The 20,237-nt window shown below is 57.5% G+C and carries 17 protein-coding genes and 1 pseudogene; 12 read left to right on the forward strand and 6 right to left on the reverse strand.

Going from position 1 to position 20,237, the window contains the following annotated elements:
- Positions 1–41: 41 nt before the first annotated feature.
- Both D5067_RS07655 and D5067_RS07660 read right to left on the reverse strand, forming a co-directional pair.
- Positions 42–737 (reverse strand): CidB/LrgB family autolysis modulator, encoded by a 696-nt coding sequence (locus tag D5067_RS07655; protein WP_119937012.1) that lies wholly within the window; start codon positions 735–737, stop codon positions 42–44.
- A complete protein-coding gene (locus tag D5067_RS07660) occupies positions 734–1,129 on the reverse strand; it encodes a CidA/LrgA family protein (RefSeq protein ID WP_119937011.1) in 396 nt (131 codons plus the stop codon). Before D5067_RS07660 ends, D5067_RS07655 begins: the two co-directional genes overlap by 4 nt.
- A 202-nt stretch (positions 1,130–1,331) precedes the next feature.
- On the opposite strand from D5067_RS07660, the gene map reads away from it, so the two are divergent.
- The 6 genes and pseudogenes from map to D5067_RS07690 all read left to right on the forward strand — a co-directional run bounded on the left by map (position 1,332) and on the right by D5067_RS07690 (position 9,143).
- Positions 1,332–2,111 carry a type I methionyl aminopeptidase gene (gene map / locus D5067_RS07665; protein WP_119937010.1) on the forward strand — a complete coding sequence of 260 codons (780 nt, stop codon included), beginning with the start codon at positions 1,332–1,334 and terminating at the stop codon, positions 2,109–2,111.
- A gap of 66 nt (positions 2,112–2,177) precedes the next feature.
- Positions 2,178–3,110: a tRNA dihydrouridine(16) synthase DusC gene (gene dusC, locus D5067_RS07670; RefSeq protein WP_119937009.1), complete on the forward strand. Its 933-nt coding sequence runs from the start codon at positions 2,178–2,180 to the stop codon at positions 3,108–3,110.
- A 301-nt stretch (positions 3,111–3,411) separates the two neighbouring features.
- The gene (locus D5067_RS07675) at positions 3,412–4,758 is read left to right on the forward strand and encodes a carbohydrate porin (protein ID WP_119937008.1); all 1,347 of its coding nucleotides are present in this window, start codon (positions 3,412–3,414) and stop codon (positions 4,756–4,758) included.
- Positions 4,759–4,912: 154 nt separating this feature from the next.
- A complete protein-coding gene (gene bglG, locus D5067_RS07680; RefSeq protein WP_119937007.1) occupies positions 4,913–5,746 on the forward strand; it encodes a transcriptional antiterminator BglG in 834 nt (277 codons plus the stop codon).
- A gap of 24 nt (positions 5,747–5,770) precedes the next feature.
- Positions 5,771–7,733, forward strand: a pseudogene (gene bglF / locus D5067_RS07685) (PTS beta-glucoside transporter subunit IIABC).
- Between the two features lie 15 nt (positions 7,734–7,748).
- Positions 7,749–9,143 carry a glycoside hydrolase family 1 protein gene (locus tag D5067_RS07690; protein WP_119937005.1) on the forward strand — a complete coding sequence of 465 codons (1,395 nt, stop codon included), beginning with the start codon at positions 7,749–7,751 and terminating at the stop codon, positions 9,141–9,143.
- Positions 9,144–9,180: 37 nt separating this feature from the next.
- Here D5067_RS07690 and yohP read toward each other — a convergent pair whose 3' ends face one another.
- Positions 9,181–9,264: a small membrane protein YohP gene (gene yohP / locus D5067_RS24200; protein WP_087855921.1), complete on the reverse strand. Its 84-nt coding sequence runs from the start codon at positions 9,262–9,264 to the stop codon at positions 9,181–9,183.
- 204 nt (positions 9,265–9,468) lie between these two features.
- Between yohP and mdtQ the strand changes: the two genes are divergently transcribed.
- Together mdtQ and D5067_RS07700 are read left to right on the forward strand one after the other, a co-directional pair.
- Positions 9,469–10,887: a multidrug resistance outer membrane protein MdtQ gene (gene mdtQ / locus D5067_RS07695; protein ID WP_119937004.1), complete on the forward strand. Its 1,419-nt coding sequence runs from the start codon at positions 9,469–9,471 to the stop codon at positions 10,885–10,887.
- A 50-nt stretch (positions 10,888–10,937) separates the two neighbouring features.
- Complete coding sequence (locus D5067_RS07700; protein WP_119937003.1) at positions 10,938–11,702, forward strand: SDR family oxidoreductase; 765 nt, start codon at positions 10,938–10,940, stop codon at positions 11,700–11,702.
- 59 nt (positions 11,703–11,761) lie between these two features.
- On the opposite strand, the gene D5067_RS07705 is transcribed toward D5067_RS07700, so the two are convergent.
- Positions 11,762–12,334 (reverse strand): DedA family protein, encoded by a 573-nt coding sequence (locus tag D5067_RS07705; protein WP_119937002.1) that lies wholly within the window; start codon positions 12,332–12,334, stop codon positions 11,762–11,764.
- Between the two features lie 157 nt (positions 12,335–12,491).
- Here D5067_RS07705 and D5067_RS07710 point away from each other — a divergent pair, with 157 nt between their 5' ends.
- Together D5067_RS07710 and pbpG are read left to right on the forward strand one after the other, a co-directional pair.
- Positions 12,492–13,079 carry a Yip1 family protein gene (locus tag D5067_RS07710; protein ID WP_119937001.1) on the forward strand — a complete coding sequence of 196 codons (588 nt, stop codon included), beginning with the start codon at positions 12,492–12,494 and terminating at the stop codon, positions 13,077–13,079.
- A gap of 165 nt (positions 13,080–13,244) precedes the next feature.
- Complete coding sequence (gene pbpG, locus D5067_RS07715; RefSeq protein ID WP_119937000.1) at positions 13,245–14,168, forward strand: D-alanyl-D-alanine endopeptidase; 924 nt, start codon at positions 13,245–13,247, stop codon at positions 14,166–14,168.
- A 92-nt stretch (positions 14,169–14,260) separates the two neighbouring features.
- On the opposite strand, the gene D5067_RS07720 is transcribed toward pbpG, so the two are convergent.
- The gene (locus D5067_RS07720) at positions 14,261–14,815 is read right to left on the reverse strand and encodes a GNAT family N-acetyltransferase (protein ID WP_119936999.1); all 555 of its coding nucleotides are present in this window, start codon (positions 14,813–14,815) and stop codon (positions 14,261–14,263) included.
- A 112-nt stretch (positions 14,816–14,927) separates the two neighbouring features.
- Positions 14,928–16,676 carry a D-lactate dehydrogenase gene (gene dld / locus D5067_RS07725; protein WP_119936998.1) on the reverse strand — a complete coding sequence of 583 codons (1,749 nt, stop codon included), beginning with the start codon at positions 16,674–16,676 and terminating at the stop codon, positions 14,928–14,930.
- A gap of 189 nt (positions 16,677–16,865) precedes the next feature.
- Between dld and bglX the strand changes: the two genes are divergently transcribed.
- Together bglX and osmF are read left to right on the forward strand one after the other, a co-directional pair.
- A complete protein-coding gene (gene bglX / locus D5067_RS07730; RefSeq protein ID WP_119936997.1) occupies positions 16,866–19,163 on the forward strand; it encodes a beta-glucosidase BglX in 2,298 nt (765 codons plus the stop codon).
- Between the two features lie 146 nt (positions 19,164–19,309).
- Complete coding sequence (gene osmF / locus D5067_RS07735) at positions 19,310–20,227, forward strand: glycine betaine ABC transporter substrate-binding protein OsmF (RefSeq protein ID WP_119936996.1); 918 nt, start codon at positions 19,310–19,312, stop codon at positions 20,225–20,227.
- The last annotated feature ends 10 nt before the right edge of the window (positions 20,228–20,237 follow it).

Below are 20,237 nucleotides of genomic sequence, written 5' to 3' on the forward strand. Positions count from 1 at the left end.
TTATGAAAACAAAATGAAATTTGCGCGACGCATCGCAAATTTTAGCCCATCACCGCCAGAATAATCGGGAACACAAACGGCGCGATCAGGGAGGTGATAATCCCGCAGATCACCAGCGCCAGCGAGCTAAACGCCCCTTCCTGATAATCCACCTCTGCGCAGCGCGCGGTGCCCAGCGCGTGTGATGCCGTGCCCATGGCCAGACCGCGTGCGGCTTTGGTGCGGATCTTCATCAGATTCAGCAGGGTATGGCCAAATACCGCGCCCAGGATACCGACGAAGATCACGCACATGGCGCTGATGGCCGGAATACCGCCGATGCTGCCGCCCACGGCCATTGCGATAGGCGTGGTAACGGACTTCGGCAGGATAGACGCCGCAATTTGCGGCGACGCGCCCATCAGCAGCGCCACCGAGGTTCCGGTAACCATCGCCACCAGGCTACCGATAAAGCAAATGGTAATGATGGACTTCCAGCGGGCGCGGATCTGGTGCAGCTGTTCATATAAAGGAAACGCCAGCGCCACAACGGCAGGCTGCAGCAGGTCGTTTAAAATTTTGCTCCCGGCGAAATAGCGTTCGTAGGGAATGCCGGTAAGGAGCAGGAAAGGAATAATCACCACCATCGCCACCAGCAGCGGGTTGAGCAACGGCATTTTGAAACGAATTGCGAGTTTACGCGCGGCAAAGAACACCACCAGGGTTAACGGCAGCGACCACCAGATATTGGCCATCATTTTTTTGTTTTCTCCCCGACCACTTTGCGTTCGCCATGCACAATATGCGAACTCCAGCTCACCACCAGGAAAACCACCAGCGTACTGACCGCGCAGGAGACAACGATCGGGCCGAACTGCGCTTTGAGCACGTCGTAGTACTGCATGACCCCGACGCCGATGGGCACGAACAGCAGCGCCATATAGCGGATAAGGACGAAGCAGCCGGGGTTGACCCACTTCGCGGGCAGAACCTGCAGCGCCAGCAGCACGAACAGGATCAGCATGCCGATAATGCTGCCGGGAATGACGATCGGCAGCAGCGAGGCGATAAAGATCCCGGCGTACAGGCAGGCGTAAATCAGGACGAATGCGCGCAGATATTGCCAGACGGTGTTTAGTGATTTGCTCATGGTGAAAGTCCTTGATGAAACGCATTCATCATACAATTAAACCCAGAAATGTGCCACGGATCACATCATGAATTTTGAGCATACCAGACATTCCTGAATGGAACGTTGGGCATTTCCCCAAATGGACAGGCTTCGTTTTACATGCCAGTATTTGTTTTATATATGAATCAATTGATTATGCATCTCGACGCAGGAGCGCCTCATGCCGTCTATCATCATTAAAACCGCCGACGAGCTGGCCAGACAACGCCATGCCGGCGAGCTGTTAGCCTCCGTCTTTACCATGTTAGACGGATTTATTGCCCCCGGGGTCACCACCATGGCGATTAACAACCGTGTGGAGGATTTTATCGTCAATACGCTGCGTTCCCGCCCGGCCAGCAAAGGACAATATGATTTTCCGTACGTGCTGAATACCTCCGTCAACGAGGTGGTGTGCCACGGCATTCCCAAAGAGTCGGAGCACCTGAAGTCCGGTTCCATCGTGAACGTGGATATCACCCTTGAGAAAGACGGCCTGATAGCCGATTCCAGTAAAATGTATCTCATTGGCGACGTCTCGCCGCTGGCGCGCAGGCTGGTGAAGAAAACCTACGAAGCCATGTGGAAAGGGATCGAGGCGGTGAAGCCCGGCGCGACGCTGGGAGACATCGGCCACGCCATTCAGTCACATGTTGAAAGCAACGGCTACAGCGTGGTGCGCGAGTATTGCGGCCACGGCGTGGGCAAAGAGATGCACGAGGAGCCGCAGGTGCTGCACTACGGTAGGCCCGGCGAAGGTGCGGTACTGAAGGAAGGCATGGTGTTTACCATTGAGCCGATGGTCAACCAGGGCGACAGCCGCATCAAAACTAAAAAAGACGGCTGGACGGTGGTCACCCGCGATAAAAAACTGTCCGCGCAGTGGGAGCATACTATCGCCGTCACCGCCGACGGCTACGAAGTCCTGACGCTGCGCCCGGACGAGACGCTGCCGAATTAACCGCCGGGCTTTCAACCTACCTGGAGAGCGGCTACTATAGCGCGTCTTTTTTCACAGGTACTCTGAATGCGTGTTTTACTGGCCCCAATGGAAGGCGTGCTCGACTCCCTCGTGCGCGAGCTTCTGACCGAGGTAAACGACTACGATCTCTGCGTGACGGAGTTTTTGCGCGTGGTCGATATGCTGTTGCCGGTAAAATCGTTTTACAGGCTCTGCCCGGAGCTGCATAACCAGAGCCGAACCTCCTCCGGCACGCTGGTGCGCATCCAGCTGCTGGGCCAGTACCCTGAATGGCTGGCGGAAAACGCCGCCCGCGCCGTTGAGCTGGGTTCTTACGGCGTCGATCTCAACTGCGGCTGCCCGTCGAAAATGGTGAACGGCAGCGGCGGCGGGGCAACGCTGCTGAAAGATCCGGAACTTATCTACCGCGGCGCGAAGGCGATGCGTGAAGCCGTACCGCCGCATCTGCCGGTCACGGTCAAAGTGCGCCTGGGCTGGGACAGCGACGCGCGGCAGTTTGAAATTGCCGATGCGGTGCAGCAGGCCGGCGCCACCGAGCTGGTGGTGCACGGACGTACTAAGGAAGACGGCTATAAAGCCGAGCGTATCAACTGGCAGGCAATCGGCGAGATCCGCAAGCGGCTCACCATTCCGGTTATCGCCAACGGCGAAATCTGGGATTACGACAGCGCGCAGGCCTGCATGAAAGAGACCGGGTGCGATGCGGTGATGATTGGTCGCGGCGCGCTGAACGTGCCAAACCTCAGCCGGGTGGTGAAATATAACGAACCGCGCATGCCGTGGGCTGACGTGGTAACGCTGCTGCAAAAATACAGCCGTCTGGAAAAGCAGGGCGACACCGGTTTATATCATGTTGCGCGTATTAAGCAGTGGCTCAGCTATTTGCGAAAGGAATATAGCGAAGCGCTAGGATTATTCCAGGAGATCCGCACGCTGCAGACGTCCGCGGATATTGCGCGGGTGATCCAGTCAAAATAATAAGCGTTAATTTGCTCACACTTTTTTAAAATAGAAAACGATGCATGTTTTCAAGGTGGCGTGACGGTGGTAAGGTGCCACTGTTTTCAACGCAGGATTGTTACTGGCTAACAGGCAAAACCTAAGCGTTTCACAGCATTAACCGCTGTGGAGCGCTTAGGTTTTTTTTTGCCTGTCATTTATGCAGGAGAGACATTTGGCCTAACGCTATTTGCTGGAATGAATAATCAAAACACGACGGGAAATAGAAAAATTTCCCGCGACCGGTTACGCACTAAATACTCAGTTACAGGTTGCTATTATGACAAATAAAAATAATCTCTGTGCGCTTGCCTTATTGGCGATATCGCCTTTTTCGATGGCGCAGGACTGGAACGGAACGGTATTAGGTTTTGAAGCCCCGCCGGATCCGATTTTAGGCGAGATGCTCGGCATTCGTAAAATCCTTAACGATAACGGTTTTACCTACAATCTCGGCTACCTGAATGAGATCGGCTGGAACGGCGGCGGCGGTTACAACCACGATTCCCACGTGGCCTATATCGATCAGTTTGCGCTGACCTTCAATCAGGATCTCGAGCGCTGGACGGGCATCCCCGATGCGCGTATTGAGGGGAACATCGTCAACCGTAACCACAATGACGATCTCACCACCAAACGGGTGCAGGATCCGCGCGTGAATTTTAACGACCTGACCCAGGAGAGCTGGGGCGGGCAGTCCATTACCCGTCTGGGCTGGCTGACGTTTGCCCGCAGCTTTGACGACCGGCGCCTCACCTGGCGCATTGGGATGATGAACAAGGTGCAGACCTTCGACCAGATCATCCCGTGCGACTTCCAGCTGCTCACCCAGTGCGGCGGAAAATCGGCCAACTCGCTCACCTGGAACAACTGGAACGTTCACACCTGGGGCACCACGCTGGAGTATAAGGTAACGCCTACCGTCACCTTAAAAGGCGGGGTGATGGAGCAAAACCCGGAGGCCTCCAGCCGTAGCCACGCCTGGAGCTGGTCGACGAAGGGCAGCAAAGGGGTATTGCTCCCGGTTGAAATCGAAGCGCGGCCGCTGGTTAACGGCCTGCCGGGTGCGTATAACCTGGGCGTGGTGTTCACCAACGCGCCGCAAACCGATCTCTACCGCGGAAAATCCGGCGGGGCTGGGGCGAGCGATCCGGACGGATTTGAAAAACATAACCGCACGTGGTTCATGTATGCCGGGCTGAACCAGCAGATCACGCAGCACGAGGACGATCCGAATCGCGGGTTGAGCACCTCTTTCAGCATGAGCCTTGCGGATCAGAGCACTAACTACATGCACCAGGTTTACGCCGCCTCGCTGCGCTATCGCGGGCTGTTTGACGCGCGCCCGGAAGACTGGATTGGCTTCGGGCTGACCTGGATTGATATGAGCAGCCAGTACGCCCGCAGCCAGCGCTATATGAACAGCCTGAGCGGCGTGTCGGACTATAACGATCCGGCGTATCACCCGGTGCCGGGCCATTCCCTGAACGGGGAGTTTTACTATCGCTTTCGTCCTGTGTCGTGGCTGGAGCTGCAGCCGGGCATTCAGTACTGGCACCATCCGGGCGGCGTATCCCGCACTCAGGATGCCTGGGTTACGGAGCTGAAAACCGTCGTCACCTTCTAGCAAGTACGATCTGCGTCACGTTTTTACTCGTGGTGCATTGAGGCTACGAATGAAACTGATAGAGTGCCATAACTGGATTGTTACTGCTTCGGCAGGCAAAACCTGATTTTCTGGCTTCTGCCGGAGGTCAGGTTTTTTTGTTTCTGGAGTTCCGATGAAAATCGCCAAAATTCTTAATAATAATGTGGTGGTTGTTCTGGACGAGCGCGGGCGCGAACAGGTGGTGATGGGCCGCGGGCTGGCCTTTCAGAAGCGCGTGAATGACGCGCTGGACACCGCGCTGATTGAAAAGGTGTTCGCGCTTCAAAGCGACGAGCTGGTGCGTCGACTGGGAGAGCTGCTGAGCCAGATCCCGCTGGAGGTAATGACCACCTGCGACCGCATTATCGGGCTGGCGGCGCAGCGGCTGGGCAAGCTGCAGGACAGTTTGTATATCACCTTAACCGACCACTGCTACTTTGCGATTGAACGCCAGAAGAAAGGGCTGGCAATCAAAAACGTGCTGCTGTGGGATATCAAACGTCTCTATCCGAAGGAGTTTGAGCTGGGGCAGGAGGCGAGGGCCATTATCGCCAGACGCCTGAACGTCGAGCTGGCAGAGGACGAAGCGGGGTTTATCGCGCTGCATCTGGTCACCGCGCAGCTGAACAGCGAAATGCCGGAAGTGATGCACGTGACGCGCGTCATGCAGGAGATCCTGCAGCTGGTGAAGTATCAGCTGCAGCTGGAGTACGACGAAGAGTCGCTAAGCTACCAGCGTTTTGTGACACATCTGAAGTTTTTTGCCCAGCGGATGCTGACCCGCACCGTGGTGGAAGATGACGATGTCTCGCTGCATACGGCGGTAAAAGACAACTACGCGAAGGCGTGGAAATGCGCCGAGAAAATCGCCCTGCACCTGAACAAAAGCTATCAGCGTGAGCTGACAACCGAAGAAATTATGTTCCTCGCCATTCATATTGAACGGGTGAGAAAAGAGGGGCGTTAAGCCTCAAATCTGGATTGTTACTGCATAACGCAGGCAAAACCTGAGCGCGGCCTTCGAAAGGAGGACGCCCTCGGGTTTTTTTATTTTTATACTCAGTCAACAGGTGCCTGCGGGCATCGGATGTAAGGAAATCGAGATGGAATACCAGGCTTTAGCGAAGGATATTCTCGGCCACGTTGGCGGAAAAGAGAACATTGTTAGCCTCGTGCACTGCGCGACCCGGCTTCGCTTCAAACTGAAAGAGAACCAGAAAGCGGACGCCGAAGGGCTGAAGAAAAACCCGGGCGTGATTATGGTGGTCGAAAGCGGCGGCCAGTTCCAGGTGGTGATTGGTAACCACGTACACGACGTCTGGCAGGCGGTACGTAAAGAGGCCGGGCTCACCGACGACGCGCCGGTGGTGGAAGAGAAGGGCGAAAAGGGTAACCTGCTGGGCCGCCTGATCGACATCGTTTCAGGGATTTTCACTCCGTTTATCGGCATTCTGGCGGCCTCCGGGATCCTGAAAGGTCTGCTGGCGCTGGCGGTAGTCTGCGGCTGGCTCACTCCTGAAAGCGGCACCTATAAAATCTGGTTCGCCGCGAGCGACGCGCTGTTCTTCTTCTTCCCGCTGGTGCTGGGCTATACCGCCGGGAAAAAATTTGGCGGCAACCCGTTTATTACCATGGTGATCGGCGGGGCGCTCACCCACCCGATGATGATCGCCGCCTTTAACGCCAGCCAGCAGCCGGGGGCGGTTTCCGAGGCGTTTCTCGGCATACCGGTGACCTGGTTCAACTACAGCTCGTCGGTGATCCCGATCATTCTCGCCGCGTGGGTAAGCTGCTGGCTGGAAAAGCAGAGCACCAGGCTGCTGCCGTCCTCAATGAAAAACTTCTTCGCGCCGCTGATCTGCTTAGGATTAACCGTGCCGCTGACCTTCCTAGTGATTGGCCCGCTGGCGACCTGGCTCAGCCAGCTGCTGGCCAACGGCTACCAGTGGATTTACGTCCTGGCACCGTGGCTGGCGGGGGCGGCGATGGGCGCGCTGTGGCAGGTGTGCGTCATCTTCGGCCTGCACTGGGGGCTGGTGCCGCTGATGATTAACAACCTGGCGGTGCTGGGCCATGACTCGATGCTGCCGATGCTGCTGCCCGCGGTATTTGGCCAGGTCGGCGCGGCGCTGGGGATCTTCCTGCGCACCCGCGACGCGCGTCAGAAAATGCTGGCCGGCTCGTCCGTGACGGCGGGTATTTTCGGCATCACCGAACCGGCGGTGTACGGCGTTAACCTGCCGCTGCGCCGTCCGTTTATCTTTGGCTGCGTGGCGGGCGCCGTCGGCGGCGCGATTGTCGGCTTCAGCGATACCCACGTCTACTCTTTCGGCTTCGCCAATATCTTCACCATCGCCCAGATGATCCCGCCGGGCGGCGTAGACGCCACGCTGTGGGGCGGCATTATCGGCACCGTGGTGGCGCTGGTGCTGAGCTGCGGCCTGACGCTGGTGGCGGGGATGCCGGGGCCGACCGCGCCGGAGACGGCGATGGCCGTGGGCGAAAATGACGTGCTCTCCCCGATGACAGGCACGGTGCTGGCGCTTGACCAGGTGCCGGACACCACTTTCGCCAGCGGCCTGCTCGGCAGCGGTGCCGCCATCATTCCATCCGATAACAGGGTGATTGCGCCGTTTGCCGGTGAAGTCGCTTCTTTGTTCCAGACCAAGCACGCCATCGGCCTGCTCAGCGACAGCGGAATTGAAGTGTTAATTCACGTGGGCATCGACACCGTGAAGCTCGACGGCAGGCCGTTTACCGCCCATGTCAAAGTGGGCGACAAGGTGCAGCCGGGCGATCTGCTGCTGGAGTTTGACCGTCAGGCGATTATCGATGCCGGATACGACCTGGCGACCCCGATTATTATCAGTAACAGCGACGAGTATCGCGAGGTGGCGACCGTGGCGGCAACGTCCGTGACCGCCGGTGCACCGTTACTCAGCGTAAGCCATTAATAACAGGAGAACGTGATGAAAACTTTCCCGGATGATTTTTTATGGGGCGGCGCGGTTGCAGCGAACCAGGTAGAAGGCGCTTATCTGGAGGATGGCAAAGGGCTGTCCACGTCTGACGTCCAGCCGCAGGGGGTCTTCGGCCCGGTGGTGGAGCGCGTCCCGGGGGACAGCGGCATCAAGGATGTGGCCATCGATTTCTATCATCGCTACCCGGAAGACATCAGGCTCTTTGCCGAGATGGGCTTTAGCTGCCTGCGCGTCTCCATTGCCTGGACGCGTATCTTCCCGAACGGCGACGAGCAGGCGCCAAACGAGGCGGGCCTGGCGTTTTACGATAAGCTGTTTGACGAGCTGGCCGCGCACGACATCACGCCGCTCGTGACGCTTTCGCACTATGAGATGCCGTGGGGGCTGGTGAAGCAGTACGGCGGCTGGGGCAGTCGTCAGACTATCGGCTTCTTTGAGCGCTACGCCCGCACCGTCTTTACGCGCTACAGGGAGAAGGTGAAGCTGTGGCTGACCTTCAACGAAATCAACATGTCCCTGCACGCGCCGATGACCGGCGTGGGCCTGCCGGAAACCAGCAGCAAGGGCGAAGTTTATCAGGCTATCCACCACCAGCTGGTGGCCAGCGCGCTGGCGGTGAAAGCCTGCCATGAGATTATCCCCGATGCCAGAATCGGCAACATGCTGCTGGGCGGCCTGATGTACCCGCTCACCTGCAAGCCGGATGACGTGCTGGAAGCGCTGCAGGAGAACCGCGCCTGGCAGTTCTTCGGCGACGTGCAGTGCCGCGGCGCGTACCCGGGCTATATGCTGCGCTTCTTCCGCGACGGCGGGATTGAGATTGATATCACCGACGCCGACCGCGAGGCGCTAAAATCCACCGTCGATTTTATCTCGTTCAGCTACTACATGACCGGCTGCGTAACGACCGATGAAGAACTGAACCAGCAGGCGCGCGGCAACATCCTGAGCATGGTGCCCAACCCGCATCTGGCAAGCTCCGAGTGGGGATGGCAGATTGATCCTGTTGGCCTGCGTACCCTGCTGAACGTGCTCTGGGATCGCTATCAGAAGCCGCTGTTTATCGTCGAAAACGGCCTGGGCGCGAAGGACAAACCGGACGCGGACGGCGTGGTGCAGGATGATTACCGCATCAGCTACCTTAACGACCATCTGGTGCAGGTGCGTGAGGCGATTGACGACGGCGTTGAGGTGATGGGGTACACCAGCTGGGGGCCGATCGACCTTGTCAGCGCCTCTAAAGCGGAACTGTCCAAGCGCTACGGCTTTATTTATGTCGACCGTGACGACAGCGGAAAAGGCACGCTAGCCCGCAGCCGCAAGAAAAGTTTCCACTGGTATAAAGAGGTGATTGCCACGAAGGGGGCATCGCTGAAAGCCTGATAAGGGACGCTGCCCGGCGCAGAGCCGGGCAAATAAATCAGAAAATCATCTTGAACACGCCGGTCACCACCAACAGCCCTATCAAAAATATAATCAAAATGATCCACAGTAATATTTTCATTCCTTTCTCCTTCTCATGTATGTCCTGAATAAGTGTAGCAGCGGATTTATAATTGGTGTGAATGCATTGAATTCATTCATTATCATTGGGAATAATTTTCTGATTATAAAAATGTATGACAATTTGCGGATTGCCACGCGTTACTAAAAAATAGAACGGCATCAAGCGTAATTTGCGCCTTTATTTTTTTGAGTTTATGGCGTAATGAAACGTTCTTTTCTTTTATCTCTGAGTGCTCCCCTCGTCTTTATTCTGGCCGCCTGCGCGCCGGAACATTCCACTGTCACATCCATTAAAACCCAACCCACGGCGGCGTCGGTAAATACGCGGCTAAGCCGAACGGACTGGCCGAAAAACGAGTGGTGGAAAGACTACAGCGATCCCGAGCTTAATTCGCTGATAGCGAAAGCGTTGAGCGATGCGCCAGATATGCAAATTGCCCGGCAGCGCATTACGCTGGCCGAAGCGCAGGCAAAGGCCATCATGGCGGCTGACGGCCCGCAGATCGATTTTTCCGCCGATGCCGAGCGGCAGAAAATGTCGGCAGAGGGGCTGATGGGGCCCTTTGCGATTACCGATCCGGCAGCCGGCACCACCGGGCCGTGGTACACCAACGGCACCTTTGGCCTGACCGCGGGCTGGGATCTCGATCTTTGGGGCAAAAACCGGGCGCAGGTAGAAGCCCGTATTGGCAAGGTTAACGCGCAAAAAGCGGAGCTGGAGCAGACCCGCCAGCTGCTTGCCAGCAGCGTCGCGCGGCTTTACTGGGAGTGGCAGACCCAGGCCGCCGTGGGGGATATCCTCGTGGAGATTAAACGCGAGCAGGAGAATATTATCGGTGCCGACCGCGAGCTGTATCAGCACGGGATCACCTCCTCGGTTGAAGGCGTTGAAACTGACATCAATGCCAGCAAAACGGAAGAGCAGCTGGCTGAAGTGAAAGGCAAAATGAAAGCCGTCGAGGCGCGTCTGGAGGCCTTGACCAACAGCCCTTCAATGAAGCTTACGCGCCGCGCGTTACCGACAGTGGAAGCGGCATTGCCGTCCGCGCTGGGCTACGAACTGCTGGCTCGCCGCCCCGATCTGCAGGAAGCGCACTGGTATATTGAAGCCTCCATGAGCGAGGTGGATGCCGCTAAAGCCGCCTTCTACCCCGATGTGAACCTGATGGCGTTCCTCCAGCAGGATGCCCTGCACCTGAGCGACCTGTTTCGATCTTCCGCGCAGCAAATGGGCGTAACTGCCGGACTGACGCTGCCGATTTTCGACAGCGGCAGGCTAAACGCCAACCTGGATATTGCCCAGGCGCAGAGCAATCTTTCTGTGGCGAACTACAACAAAGCGGTGGTCGATGCCGTTAACCAGGTGGCGCGTGCGGCCAGTGAAGTGGAAACCCTGACGGCAAAAAGCCAGCAGCAGCAGAAGGTCGAAAAAGACGCAGCGCGCGTGGTGGCGCTGGCACAGGCACGCTTACGCGCCGGGATCATTGCAGGCTCCCGCGTCAGTGAAGCCAACATTCCGGCGCTTAAGGAGCGTATTGCCGGGGTGATGCTGCAGGGGCAGTACGTCGATGCCTCGCTGCAGCTGACGTCCGCGCTGGGTGGCGGCTATCATCACGGCTAAAAGCGGGCATTATCTATACTTACCTCTTTGCACATTTTCAGGAGGTGAGTATGGCTCGAGTGGCAATCGTAACTGCATCGGATTCCGGGATCGGCAAAACCACGGCGCTGATGCTGGCTGAACGCGGGTTTGATATCGGCGTAACCTGGCATTCTGATGAGAAAGGCGCGCTGGAAACCTGCCGCGAGGTTGAAGCACGGGGGCAGCGCGCAGAGGCTATCCAGCTTGATTTGAGCACCCTGCCGGACGGCGCCAACGCCATTGAAACGCTGGTTGCGCGGTTTGGTCGGCTGGACGTGCTGGTCAATAATGCGGGCGCGATGACCAAAGCGTCATTTCTCGATATGCCGTTTGACGAATGGCGAAGCATTTTTACCGTTGACGTTGACGGTGCCTTTCTCTGTTCACAAATTGCCGCCCGGCAGATGGTGAAGCAGGGGGAGGGGGGACGGATTATCAATATCACGTCGGTGCACGAGCATACGCCGCTGCCGGACGCCAGCGCCTACACTGCGGCGAAGCATGCGCTCGGAGGGTTGACCAAATCCATGGCGCTGGAGCTGGTTAAGCACAAGATTCTGGTGAACGCCGTTGCGCCTGGGGCCATCGCCACGCCGATGAACGATATGGATGACAGTGAAGTGAAAGAAGGCTCGATGCCGTCAATCCCGTTAGCAAGGCCGGGGCACACCAAAGAGATCGCCAGCCTGGTGGCCTGGCTGTGCGACAGCGATGCCAGCTATACGACCGGGCAGTCGTTTATCGTCGACGGAGGGTTTATGCTGGCGAATCCGCAGTTTAAGCCGGAGGGATAGGGAACTAAAAACCCCCTCTCCCTGTGGGAGAGGGCCGGGGTGAGGGCATCAGGCCGCACTCACTCCTCATCCCGTCTCTTCTCTCTGTGCCGCATCCACAGCCGCACCCCAATCACCGCCACGACCACCAGAATCAGCCACGCCCAGTGCTTGATATGCTGATCCAGATTATGCATCCACGGGCCAATCACCTCGCCGCCCACGTAGCCGAGGGTTGTAAAGATCAGCGCCCAGGCGATCGCGCCGATAATATTCAGCGGCAGGAAGATTTTGGGCGGCAGGCGGCTGGCGCCGATCAGAATCGGCCCGATAATGCGAAAGCCGTACATAAAGCGGGTGCCTATGACGAACAGATAGGGATGGCGCTGGATAAGCCGCTGAGCGCGATTGATTTTCTTCTGATGCTTAGCGAAACGCTTGAGCAGCGTTGGCCCAAAGCGTAGCCCGAGAAAGTAGAGCAGCTGATCGCCAATCATGCCGCCCAGCGCGACGGCGGCCACCACCAGGGGGAATTTCAGCAGTCCCTGATGCGCCGCGACGCCACCCAGCAGCGTGATCGTTTCGCCTTCTGCCACGCTGCCAATCACCAGCGCGGCGTATCCATATTGTTCAATAAGTCCGTTGATATCCATTACGTCTGCGTTGTCTCCCTCAGCGTGTCTCCTTTAATCATATACCCCATGAATCAATAACAGGACAATCAACGGAAATTTCCCACTGTACAGAAAATAATCTACAGCCTGCATTATACTTAGGGTATCGCTGACGGGCCGACAACAAGGGGGCGCTATGAACCATGTCTGGGGACTCTTCTCCCATCCCGATCGTGAAATGCACGTAATCAGAAGCGAGAACGAAACGGTCGCGCATCACTACACGCACCATGTGCTGCTGATGGCAGCGGTGCCGGTCATCTGCGCGTTTATCGGTACAACACAAATCGGCTGGAACTTTGGTGATGGCACCGTAATTCAGCTCTCCTGGTTTACGGGGCTATACCTTGCCATTCTGTTTTACGGCGTGATGCTCGCCGGGGTGGCGGTGATGGGGCGGGTTATCTACTGGATGGCGCGCAACTACCCGCAGCGCCCGTCGCTCGCCCACTGTATGATTTTTGCCGGATACGTCGCGACCCCGCTGTTTTTAAGCGGCATTGTCGCGCTTTATCCACTGGTCTGGCTGTGCGCGCTGATCGGTACCGTGGCGCTCTTTTACACCGGATATCTGCTGTATCTGGGCGTTCCCACCTTCCTGAATATCAATAAAGAAGAGGGCCTGAGCTTCTCCAGCTCGACGCTCGCCATTGGCGTGCTGGTCCTGGAGGCGCTACTGGCGCTGACGGTTATTCTTTGGGGTTATGGATACCGTCTTTTCTAAGCTCACTGCATTGCTGGCGCAAATGCCAGCAATGCAGCATCTGTTCACGATTCTCCGCTGGCGACAACGCACGGTGACCGCTATGATGCCGAAGCCAGCCTGCGTTTTCCGTCGACGCAGGCGGTGTACGTATAACGTGCGTGAATAATTATCAGAAGTCTCACCATGCTGAAATTCCGAGTTTCATTACTTAGCCTGGCGCTTATCCTGGGGGCATCCGCTGCCGCTCCAGCGTTCGCCAAAACGCCAGCCGTGACTACCGCCGCCGCGCAGCCGCAGATTGCGTCCGGCAGCGCGATGATTGTCGATCTGAACACCAACAAGGTGATCTACGCCAGCCACCCGGATCTGGTGCGCCCGATTGCCTCTATTACCAAATTAATGACCGCGATGGTGGTGCTTGATGCACGGCTGCCGCTGGATGAAAAGCTGAAGGTGGACATCAGCCATACGCCGGAGATGAAGGGGATATACTCTCGCGTGCGCCTGAACAGTGAAATCAGCCGTAAGGATATGCTGCTGCTGGCGCTGATGTCGTCAGAGAACCGCGCGGCGGCAAGCCTGGCGCACCATTACCCGGGCGGCTATGACGCCTTTATTCGCGCCATGAACGCCAAGGCCAAATCGCTGGGGATGACCAATACCCGCTACGTAGAGCCGACCGGGCTGTCGATTCATAACGTCTCAACGGCGCGCGACCTGACGAAGATGCTGATTGCCAGCAAGCAGTATCCGCTGCTCGGCCAGCTCAGCACCACGCGTGAGGACATGGCGACCTTCTCTAATCCTGCGTACACGCTGCCGTTCCGCAATACTAACCATCTGGTGTATCGCGAGAACTGGAATATCCAGTTAACCAAAACGGGCTTCACCAATGCGGCGGGCCACTGCCTGGTGATGCGCACCGTGTTTAACGGTAAGCCGGTGGCGCTGGTGGTGATGGATGCCTTCGGCAAATACACCCACTTCGCGGATGCCAGCCGCCTGCGCACCTGGATTGAGACGGGAAAAGTGCAGCCGGTTCCGGCCGCGGCGTTGACCTATAAAAAGCAGAAAGCGGAACAGATGGCGACGGCGCAGAACGACTGAGCCGTTAGCGCGCTGATGCCCTCACCCCGGCCCTCTCCCACAGGGAGAGGGAGTAAACACTAAAAACGGTAACCCAGGTTACCGTTTTGCTTCTATTCCGGCAGCGTCCAGTCACCGTCGTTGAGCGGGCGCTGCATTATCAACGTATCTCGCCAGTCACCTTTCTTGTAGCCCACGCTTCGTAGCTGACCCACGACTTCAAATCCGTGCTTTTTATGTAGCCGCAGCGAGCCTGCATTGTTATTGCCATCACCCACCACGGCAATGATCTGCCGCCATTGACCTTGCTCGCATCGCGCGATCAGGGCATCCATTAACGTGGAGCCAAATCCGCGCCCGGTGGTGCTGGCATCTACGTAAATTGACTCTTCAAGGGTGTAGCGATAGGCATGGCGTGGACGATAGGGCGTGGCGTAGCAGTACCCGACGACAATCCCCCGGTACAGCGCCACCAGCCACGGCAAGCCGTGCTCAGCAACGCTTTTCATCCGCTCACGCATTTCATCGACGGTTGGGGGAACTTCCTCGAACGAGGCACGTCCGTGAAGCACGTGCCAGGCATAAATAGCCGAGATGGCATGCGCATCGTCGGGAAGGGCATCGCGCACTTCCACTTCGGTTTCGGATAAAACATCAACAGCCGACATGATGTGCCTGCTCCTCGTCATGGAATGCCGAAGAAACGTTTCTCCGGCGACAGGCACCTAATCTAGTACGTTTGAGGCGTGCTTAACAATCTCTTAAATTTGGCTATAGGAATTAATCAGCAGCTTGCGTATTGTGCTGCTCCGATTCCTCGCTCTCTTTCCAGTATTTCTTCCGCGTTGTCTTACCAATGCCGGGATTCATACTGTTTGTAGGGTCATTCTCCCGATAAAACCGCTTAAGCGTTTCCGGTGCCTTATAGAGATGGCCCACGTTATGTTCCGCCGGGTATTGCGCACCGCGCTCGCTGAGCAGGGCCAGCATCTGCTCTTTCAGCGCGTGCGGGTCAACGCCTTTCTTGACGATGTAATCCTGGTGGAAGACGTAGCACATAAAGTGTCCGTAATAGAGCTTGTGCACCAGCTTGCTGTCAATCTCCGGCGGCAGGTGTTCAAACCATTCGGTATCGTTACGGCGCAGGGCAATGTCCAGCGCCAGAATGTCCTCCACCTCTTCAGAATGAACGGCCTGATAGCGAATGGCGGCACCGGCCGCGGCGAAGCGGTGCAGGAAGGCCTTGCTGCCCTCCTCAGGCGTACAGGCAAAGAAATCCCCGTCGGCGTTCTTGAAAAATTCGGTCAGCCAGCTTTGTGCTTCAGCAATCCCGTCTCCGGCCATCTTCAGCAGCAGGTGGTGTTCATACCTATCGCGCCAGGTTTTCATCCGCTCCGGTAAGTGCGCGGGAAAAACGTTGCCCAGCTTCTGCATAAAGCGGTCGGTAAAGTGCGGCTTAAACAGCGACACTTTGTCGAGCATTGCGTCGGTGCGGCCCTTCATGGTGAAGAAGAACGGCATTTTGTCGGTGCCGAGCTTGTCGATCATCAGGAAGGTGTCTTTGCCGTAGCGCTCGGCAATATCGTAAATGTCCCGATGCATATACTCGCCCGCCACCGGCAGATGGGTAAACTCGCCCAGAATATGGCGGCGGATCTCGGTCAGGACCTCGGGCTGATTGGTGCCGATGTAAAACACCTGCTGTTTTTTCTCTGCCGGGAAGGTATCCAGGCGCACCGCAAAGACCGCGAGTTTTCCCGCGCAGCCGGAAGATTCGAACAGGCGGTCCGGGTCAGCGTTATAGCGCGCCGGGGTGTCGGCGTCGATATCGCGCACGCGGGTGACGTAGTCGTGATCGTGCGCGTGGCGGCCGTCGTGCTGAACGTCCTCGTCCTTCACGCGGTCATCGTCAAGCTTGCTGAGGATCTGCTCTGGCGTCACGCCGAGATCGATGCCCAGATGGTTCACCAGCGTCAGCTTGCCGTTTTCATCGATCCGCGCAAACAGCGACATCTCGGTGTAGGCCGGGCCGCGCTGCACCAGCGAGCCGCCGGAGTTATTGCAGATCCCGCCGATCACCGAGGCGCCAATACAGGACGAGCCGATCACGGAATGCGGCTCGCGCCCCAGCGGCTTGAGCGCTTTCTCCAGCGTGTAGAGCGTGGTGCCCGGGAAGGCAAGCACCTGTTCACCTTTGTCCAGCAGGTGCAGCTTGTCGAGACGCAGGGTGCTGACGATGACGATGTCGCGATCGTAATCGTTGCCGTTCGGCGTGGAGCCCTCGGTCAGGCCGGTATTGGCAGCCTGCATCAGAATAATTTTGTCGGCGGCAACGCAGGCGCTCAGCACGCGCCACAGTTCCAGCAGCGTGCCGGGGAAGACCACCGCCAGCGCGTCGCCCTGGCCGGAACGGAAGCCTTTGCGGTAGCGCGCCGTTTTGGCCGGGTCGGTAAGCAGGTGAGAGTGACCAACCAGGCGCGACAGTTCGTTAATAAAAGTATTGTTATCGTCAGTTCGAACAGAAGACATCTTCCACTCCTTGTGGTGGGGCAAATTTCTCGCTGTAAAGCATAGCGCGATTAACTGTTAAGCGGTCTAGTATTCACGAGAAAAATCAGAGAATAACCCTGCACCGTTCGGAGGGTTTGTGGCACACTGCGCTTTTCGCACGGTATGGCCGAGATCGTCCGGCGGTTATTGATGAGAGAGTAAAACGACATGAAATGGCTATGTTCTGTAGGTGTCGCCGTCAGCCTGGCGCTGCAGCCTGCGCTGGCAGAGGATTTGTTTGGCAATCATCCGCTCACGCCTGAAGCCCGCGACGCGTTTGTCACGGAGTTGCTCAAGAAGATGACGGTCGATGAGAAGATCGGCCAGCTGCGTCTTATCAGCGTCGGCCCGGATAATCCGAAAGAGGCCATCCGTGAGATGATCAAAGAGAGCCAGGTGGGGGCGATTTTTAACACCGTCACCCGTCAGGATATCCGCAAAATGCAGGATCAGGCGATGGAGCTCAGCCGCCTGAAGATCCCTCTCTTCTTTGCCTATGACGTGCTGCACGGCCAGCGTACCGTCTTCCCGATTAGCCTCGGGCTAGCCTCCTCCTTTAACCTCGACGCGGTGAAGACCGTCGGGCGCGTGTCCGCCTATGAAGCGGCAGACGATGGCCTGAACATGACCTGGGCGCCTATGGTGGACGTCTCCCGCGATCCGCGCTGGGGCCGCGCGTCGGAAGGCTTTGGTGAAGATACGTATTTAACGGCCACAATGGGTAAAACCATGGTGGAAGCGATGCAGGGAAAAAGCCCGGCGGATCGCTACTCGGTGATGACCAGCGTCAAGCACTTCGCCGCATACGGCGCGGTTGAAGGCGGGAAAGAGTACAACACCGTGGACATGAGCCCGCAGCGCCTGTTCAACGACTACATGCCGCCTTACAAGGCAGGGCTCGATGCGGGCAGCGGCGCGGTGATGGTGGCGCTGAACTCCCTGAACGGCACGCCTGCGACCTCTGATTCCTGGCTGCTGAAAGACGTGCTGCGCGACCAGTGGGGCTTTAAGGGCATCACCGTTTCCGATCACGGCGCGATTAAAGAGCTGATCAAGCACGGCACGGCGTCTGACCCTGAAGACGCGGTGCGCGTGGCGCTCAAGTCCGGCATTAATATGAGCATGAGCGACGAGTACTACAGCAAATACCTGCCGGGGCTGGTGAAGAGCGGCAAGGTAACGATGGCGGAGCTGGACGATGCCGCGCGCCACGTGCTGAACGTGAAATATGACATGGGGCTGTTTAACGATCCGTACAGCCACCTCGGACCAAAAGATTCTGACCCGGCGGACACCAACGCTGAAAGCCGCCTGCACCGCAAAGACGCGCGTGAAGTCGCGCGCGAAAGCCTGGTGCTGCTGAAAAACCGCCTCGACACGCTGCCGCTGAAAAAATCCGGCAACATCGCCGTGGTGGGCCCGCTGGCCGACAGCAAGCGCGACGTGATGGGAAGCTGGTCTGCAGCTGGCGTGGCGGATCAGTCCGTCACCGTGCTGACCGGCATTAAAAATGCCGTCGGTGAAAACGCGAAGGTGGTGTACGCCAAGGGCGCGAACGTGACCGACGATAAAGACATCGTTACCTTCCTCAACCAGTACGAGGAAGCGGTGAAGGTGGATCCGCGCACGCCGAAAGAGATGATTGACGAAGCGGTGGATGCCGCCAAACGGTCTGACGTCGTTGTTGCGGTCGTGGGCGAAGCGCAGGGTATGGCGCACGAAGCCTCCAGCCGTACCGACATCACCATCCCGCAGAGCCAGCGCGACCTGATCGCCGCCCTGAAGGCGACGGGCAAGCCGCTGGTGCTGGTGCTGATGAACGGTCGTCCGCTGGCGCTGGTGAAAGAAGACCAGCAGGCGGATGCGATTCTGGAAACCTGGTTCGCCGGTACCGAAGGCGGTAACGCTATCGCCGACGTGCTGTTTGGCGATTACAACCCGTCGGGCAAGCTGCCGATGTCCTTCCCGCGCTCCGTGGGGCAAATTCCGGTTTACTACAGCCACCTGAATACCGGACGTCCTTACAACGCCGACAAGCCGAACAAATACACGTCACGCTACTTCGACGAAGCGAACGGCCCGCTGTATCCGTTCGGCTATGGCCTGAGCTACACCACCTTTAAGGTCTCTGACGTGAAAATGTCAGCGCCAACGATGAAGCGCGACGGCAAGGTCACCGCCAGCGTGGACGTGACCAATACCGGCAAGCGTGAAGGGGCCACGGTTATCCAGATGTACGTTCAGGACGTCACCGCATCCATGAGCCGTCCGGTGAAGCAGCTGCGCGGCTTTGAAAAGGTCAGCCTCAAGCCGGGTGAAACCCAAACCGTCAGCTTCCCGATTGACGTAGACGCGCTGAAATTCTGGAACCAGCAGATGAAATACGACGCGGAGCCGGGCAAGTTCAACGTCTTCATCGGCGTGGACTCTGCCCGCGTCAACCAAGGCGAGTTCGAGCTGCAGTAATCTTTCCCTCCTCAGCATCCCCCGCGAGGCGGGGGATGCGTCATACCTTATGCTAAAAAGTCATTTTGACGGGTAAACACGCCGTTTTAAGCTACGCTTTTCTCTCAAGCCTCTGAAAAAGGCGGCAAAATAATGAGGAATGCAGAATGACGATTACAAAGGGGATGATGGGCTCCGCGGTCCTGCTGGCAGCGCTGAGCCTGCCGCTTCAGGCAGCTGAGCCGGTGAAGGTTGGGTCCAAGATTGATACCGAAGGGGCGCTGCTCGGCAATATCATTTTGCAGGTGCTTGAGAGCCACGGGGTTAAAACGGTAAATAAAGTCCAGCTCGGGACCACTCCGGTGGTGCGCGGCGCTATTACCTCCGGCGAGCTGGATATCTACCCGGAATATACCGGCAACGGTGCCTTCTTCTTTAAAGAAGAAAACGATCCTGCGTGGAAAAACGCCAAAGCGGGCTATGAAAAAGTCAAAAAGCTGGACGCAGAGAAGAACAAGCTGGTCTGGCTCACGCCTGCGCCAGCCAACAATACCTGGACCATCGCGGTACGCAAAGATATTGCGGAGAAGGGGAAGTTGACCTCCCTTGAGGACCTCAGCCGCTATCTGAAAGAGAAGGGCGACTTCAAGCTTGCGGCGTCGGCTGAATTTATCGAACGCGCGGATGCCCTGCCTGCCTTCGAAAAAGCCTACGATTTCAAGCTCGACCAGGCGCAGCTGCTCTCTCTGGCCGGCGGTGATACGGCGGTGACCATCAAAGCGGCGGCGCAGCAAACCTCCGGCGTTAACGCGGCCATGGCCTACGGCACCGACGGACCGGTTGCGGCGCTGGGTCTGCAAACCCTGACCGACCCGAAAGGCGTTCAGCCAATTTATGCCCCAACCCCGGTGGTGCGCGAAGCGGTGCTGAAAGCCTACCCGGAGATTGGCGACTGGCTCAAGCCGGTGTTTGAGAAGCTGGATGAAAAAACGCTGCAGCAGCTGAACGCCAGCATTGCGGTTGAGGGACTGGATGCCAAAAAAGTGGCTGCCGATTTCCTGAAGCAACAAGGGCTTGTGAAGTAACGGGACAGGG

Source organism: Enterobacter huaxiensis, assembly GCF_003594935.2.
Lineage (GTDB): Bacteria > Pseudomonadota > Gammaproteobacteria > Enterobacterales > Enterobacteriaceae > Enterobacter > Enterobacter huaxiensis.

What these genes read in the sequence shown, in the direction of transcription:
- D5067_RS07705 (WP_119937002.1), bottom strand. Translation starts at nt 12,334, where the DNA reads ATGGATATCAACGGACTTATTGAACAATATGGATACGCCGCGCTGGTG.
- yohP (WP_087855921.1), bottom strand. Translation starts at nt 9,264, where the DNA reads ATGAAAATATTACTGTGGATCATTTTGATTATATTTTTGATAGGGCTG.
- D5067_RS07690 (WP_119937005.1), top strand. Translation starts at nt 7,749, where the DNA reads ATGAAAACTTTCCCGGATGATTTTTTATGGGGCGGCGCGGTTGCAGCG.
- pbpG (WP_119937000.1), top strand. Translation starts at nt 13,245, where the DNA reads ATGCTGAAATTCCGAGTTTCATTACTTAGCCTGGCGCTTATCCTGGGG.
- D5067_RS07700 (WP_119937003.1), top strand. Translation starts at nt 10,938, where the DNA reads ATGGCTCGAGTGGCAATCGTAACTGCATCGGATTCCGGGATCGGCAAA.
- D5067_RS07720 (WP_119936999.1), bottom strand. Translation starts at nt 14,815, where the DNA reads ATGTCGGCTGTTGATGTTTTATCCGAAACCGAAGTGGAAGTGCGCGAT.
- dld (WP_119936998.1), bottom strand. Translation starts at nt 16,676, where the DNA reads ATGTCTTCTGTTCGAACTGACGATAACAATACTTTTATTAACGAACTG.
- bglG (WP_119937007.1), top strand. Translation starts at nt 4,913, where the DNA reads ATGAAAATCGCCAAAATTCTTAATAATAATGTGGTGGTTGTTCTGGAC.
- dusC (WP_119937009.1), top strand. Translation starts at nt 2,178, where the DNA reads ATGCGTGTTTTACTGGCCCCAATGGAAGGCGTGCTCGACTCCCTCGTG.
- osmF (WP_119936996.1), top strand. Translation starts at nt 19,310, where the DNA reads ATGACGATTACAAAGGGGATGATGGGCTCCGCGGTCCTGCTGGCAGCG.
- D5067_RS07655 (WP_119937012.1), bottom strand. Translation starts at nt 737, where the DNA reads ATGATGGCCAATATCTGGTGGTCGCTGCCGTTAACCCTGGTGGTGTTC.
- bglX (WP_119936997.1), top strand. Translation starts at nt 16,866, where the DNA reads ATGAAATGGCTATGTTCTGTAGGTGTCGCCGTCAGCCTGGCGCTGCAG.
- map (WP_119937010.1), top strand. Translation starts at nt 1,332, where the DNA reads ATGCCGTCTATCATCATTAAAACCGCCGACGAGCTGGCCAGACAACGC.
- mdtQ (WP_119937004.1), top strand. Translation starts at nt 9,469, where the DNA reads ATGAAACGTTCTTTTCTTTTATCTCTGAGTGCTCCCCTCGTCTTTATT.
- D5067_RS07660 (WP_119937011.1), bottom strand. Translation starts at nt 1,129, where the DNA reads ATGAGCAAATCACTAAACACCGTCTGGCAATATCTGCGCGCATTCGTC.
- D5067_RS07710 (WP_119937001.1), top strand. Translation starts at nt 12,492, where the DNA reads ATGAACCATGTCTGGGGACTCTTCTCCCATCCCGATCGTGAAATGCAC.
- D5067_RS07675 (WP_119937008.1), top strand. Translation starts at nt 3,412, where the DNA reads ATGACAAATAAAAATAATCTCTGTGCGCTTGCCTTATTGGCGATATCG.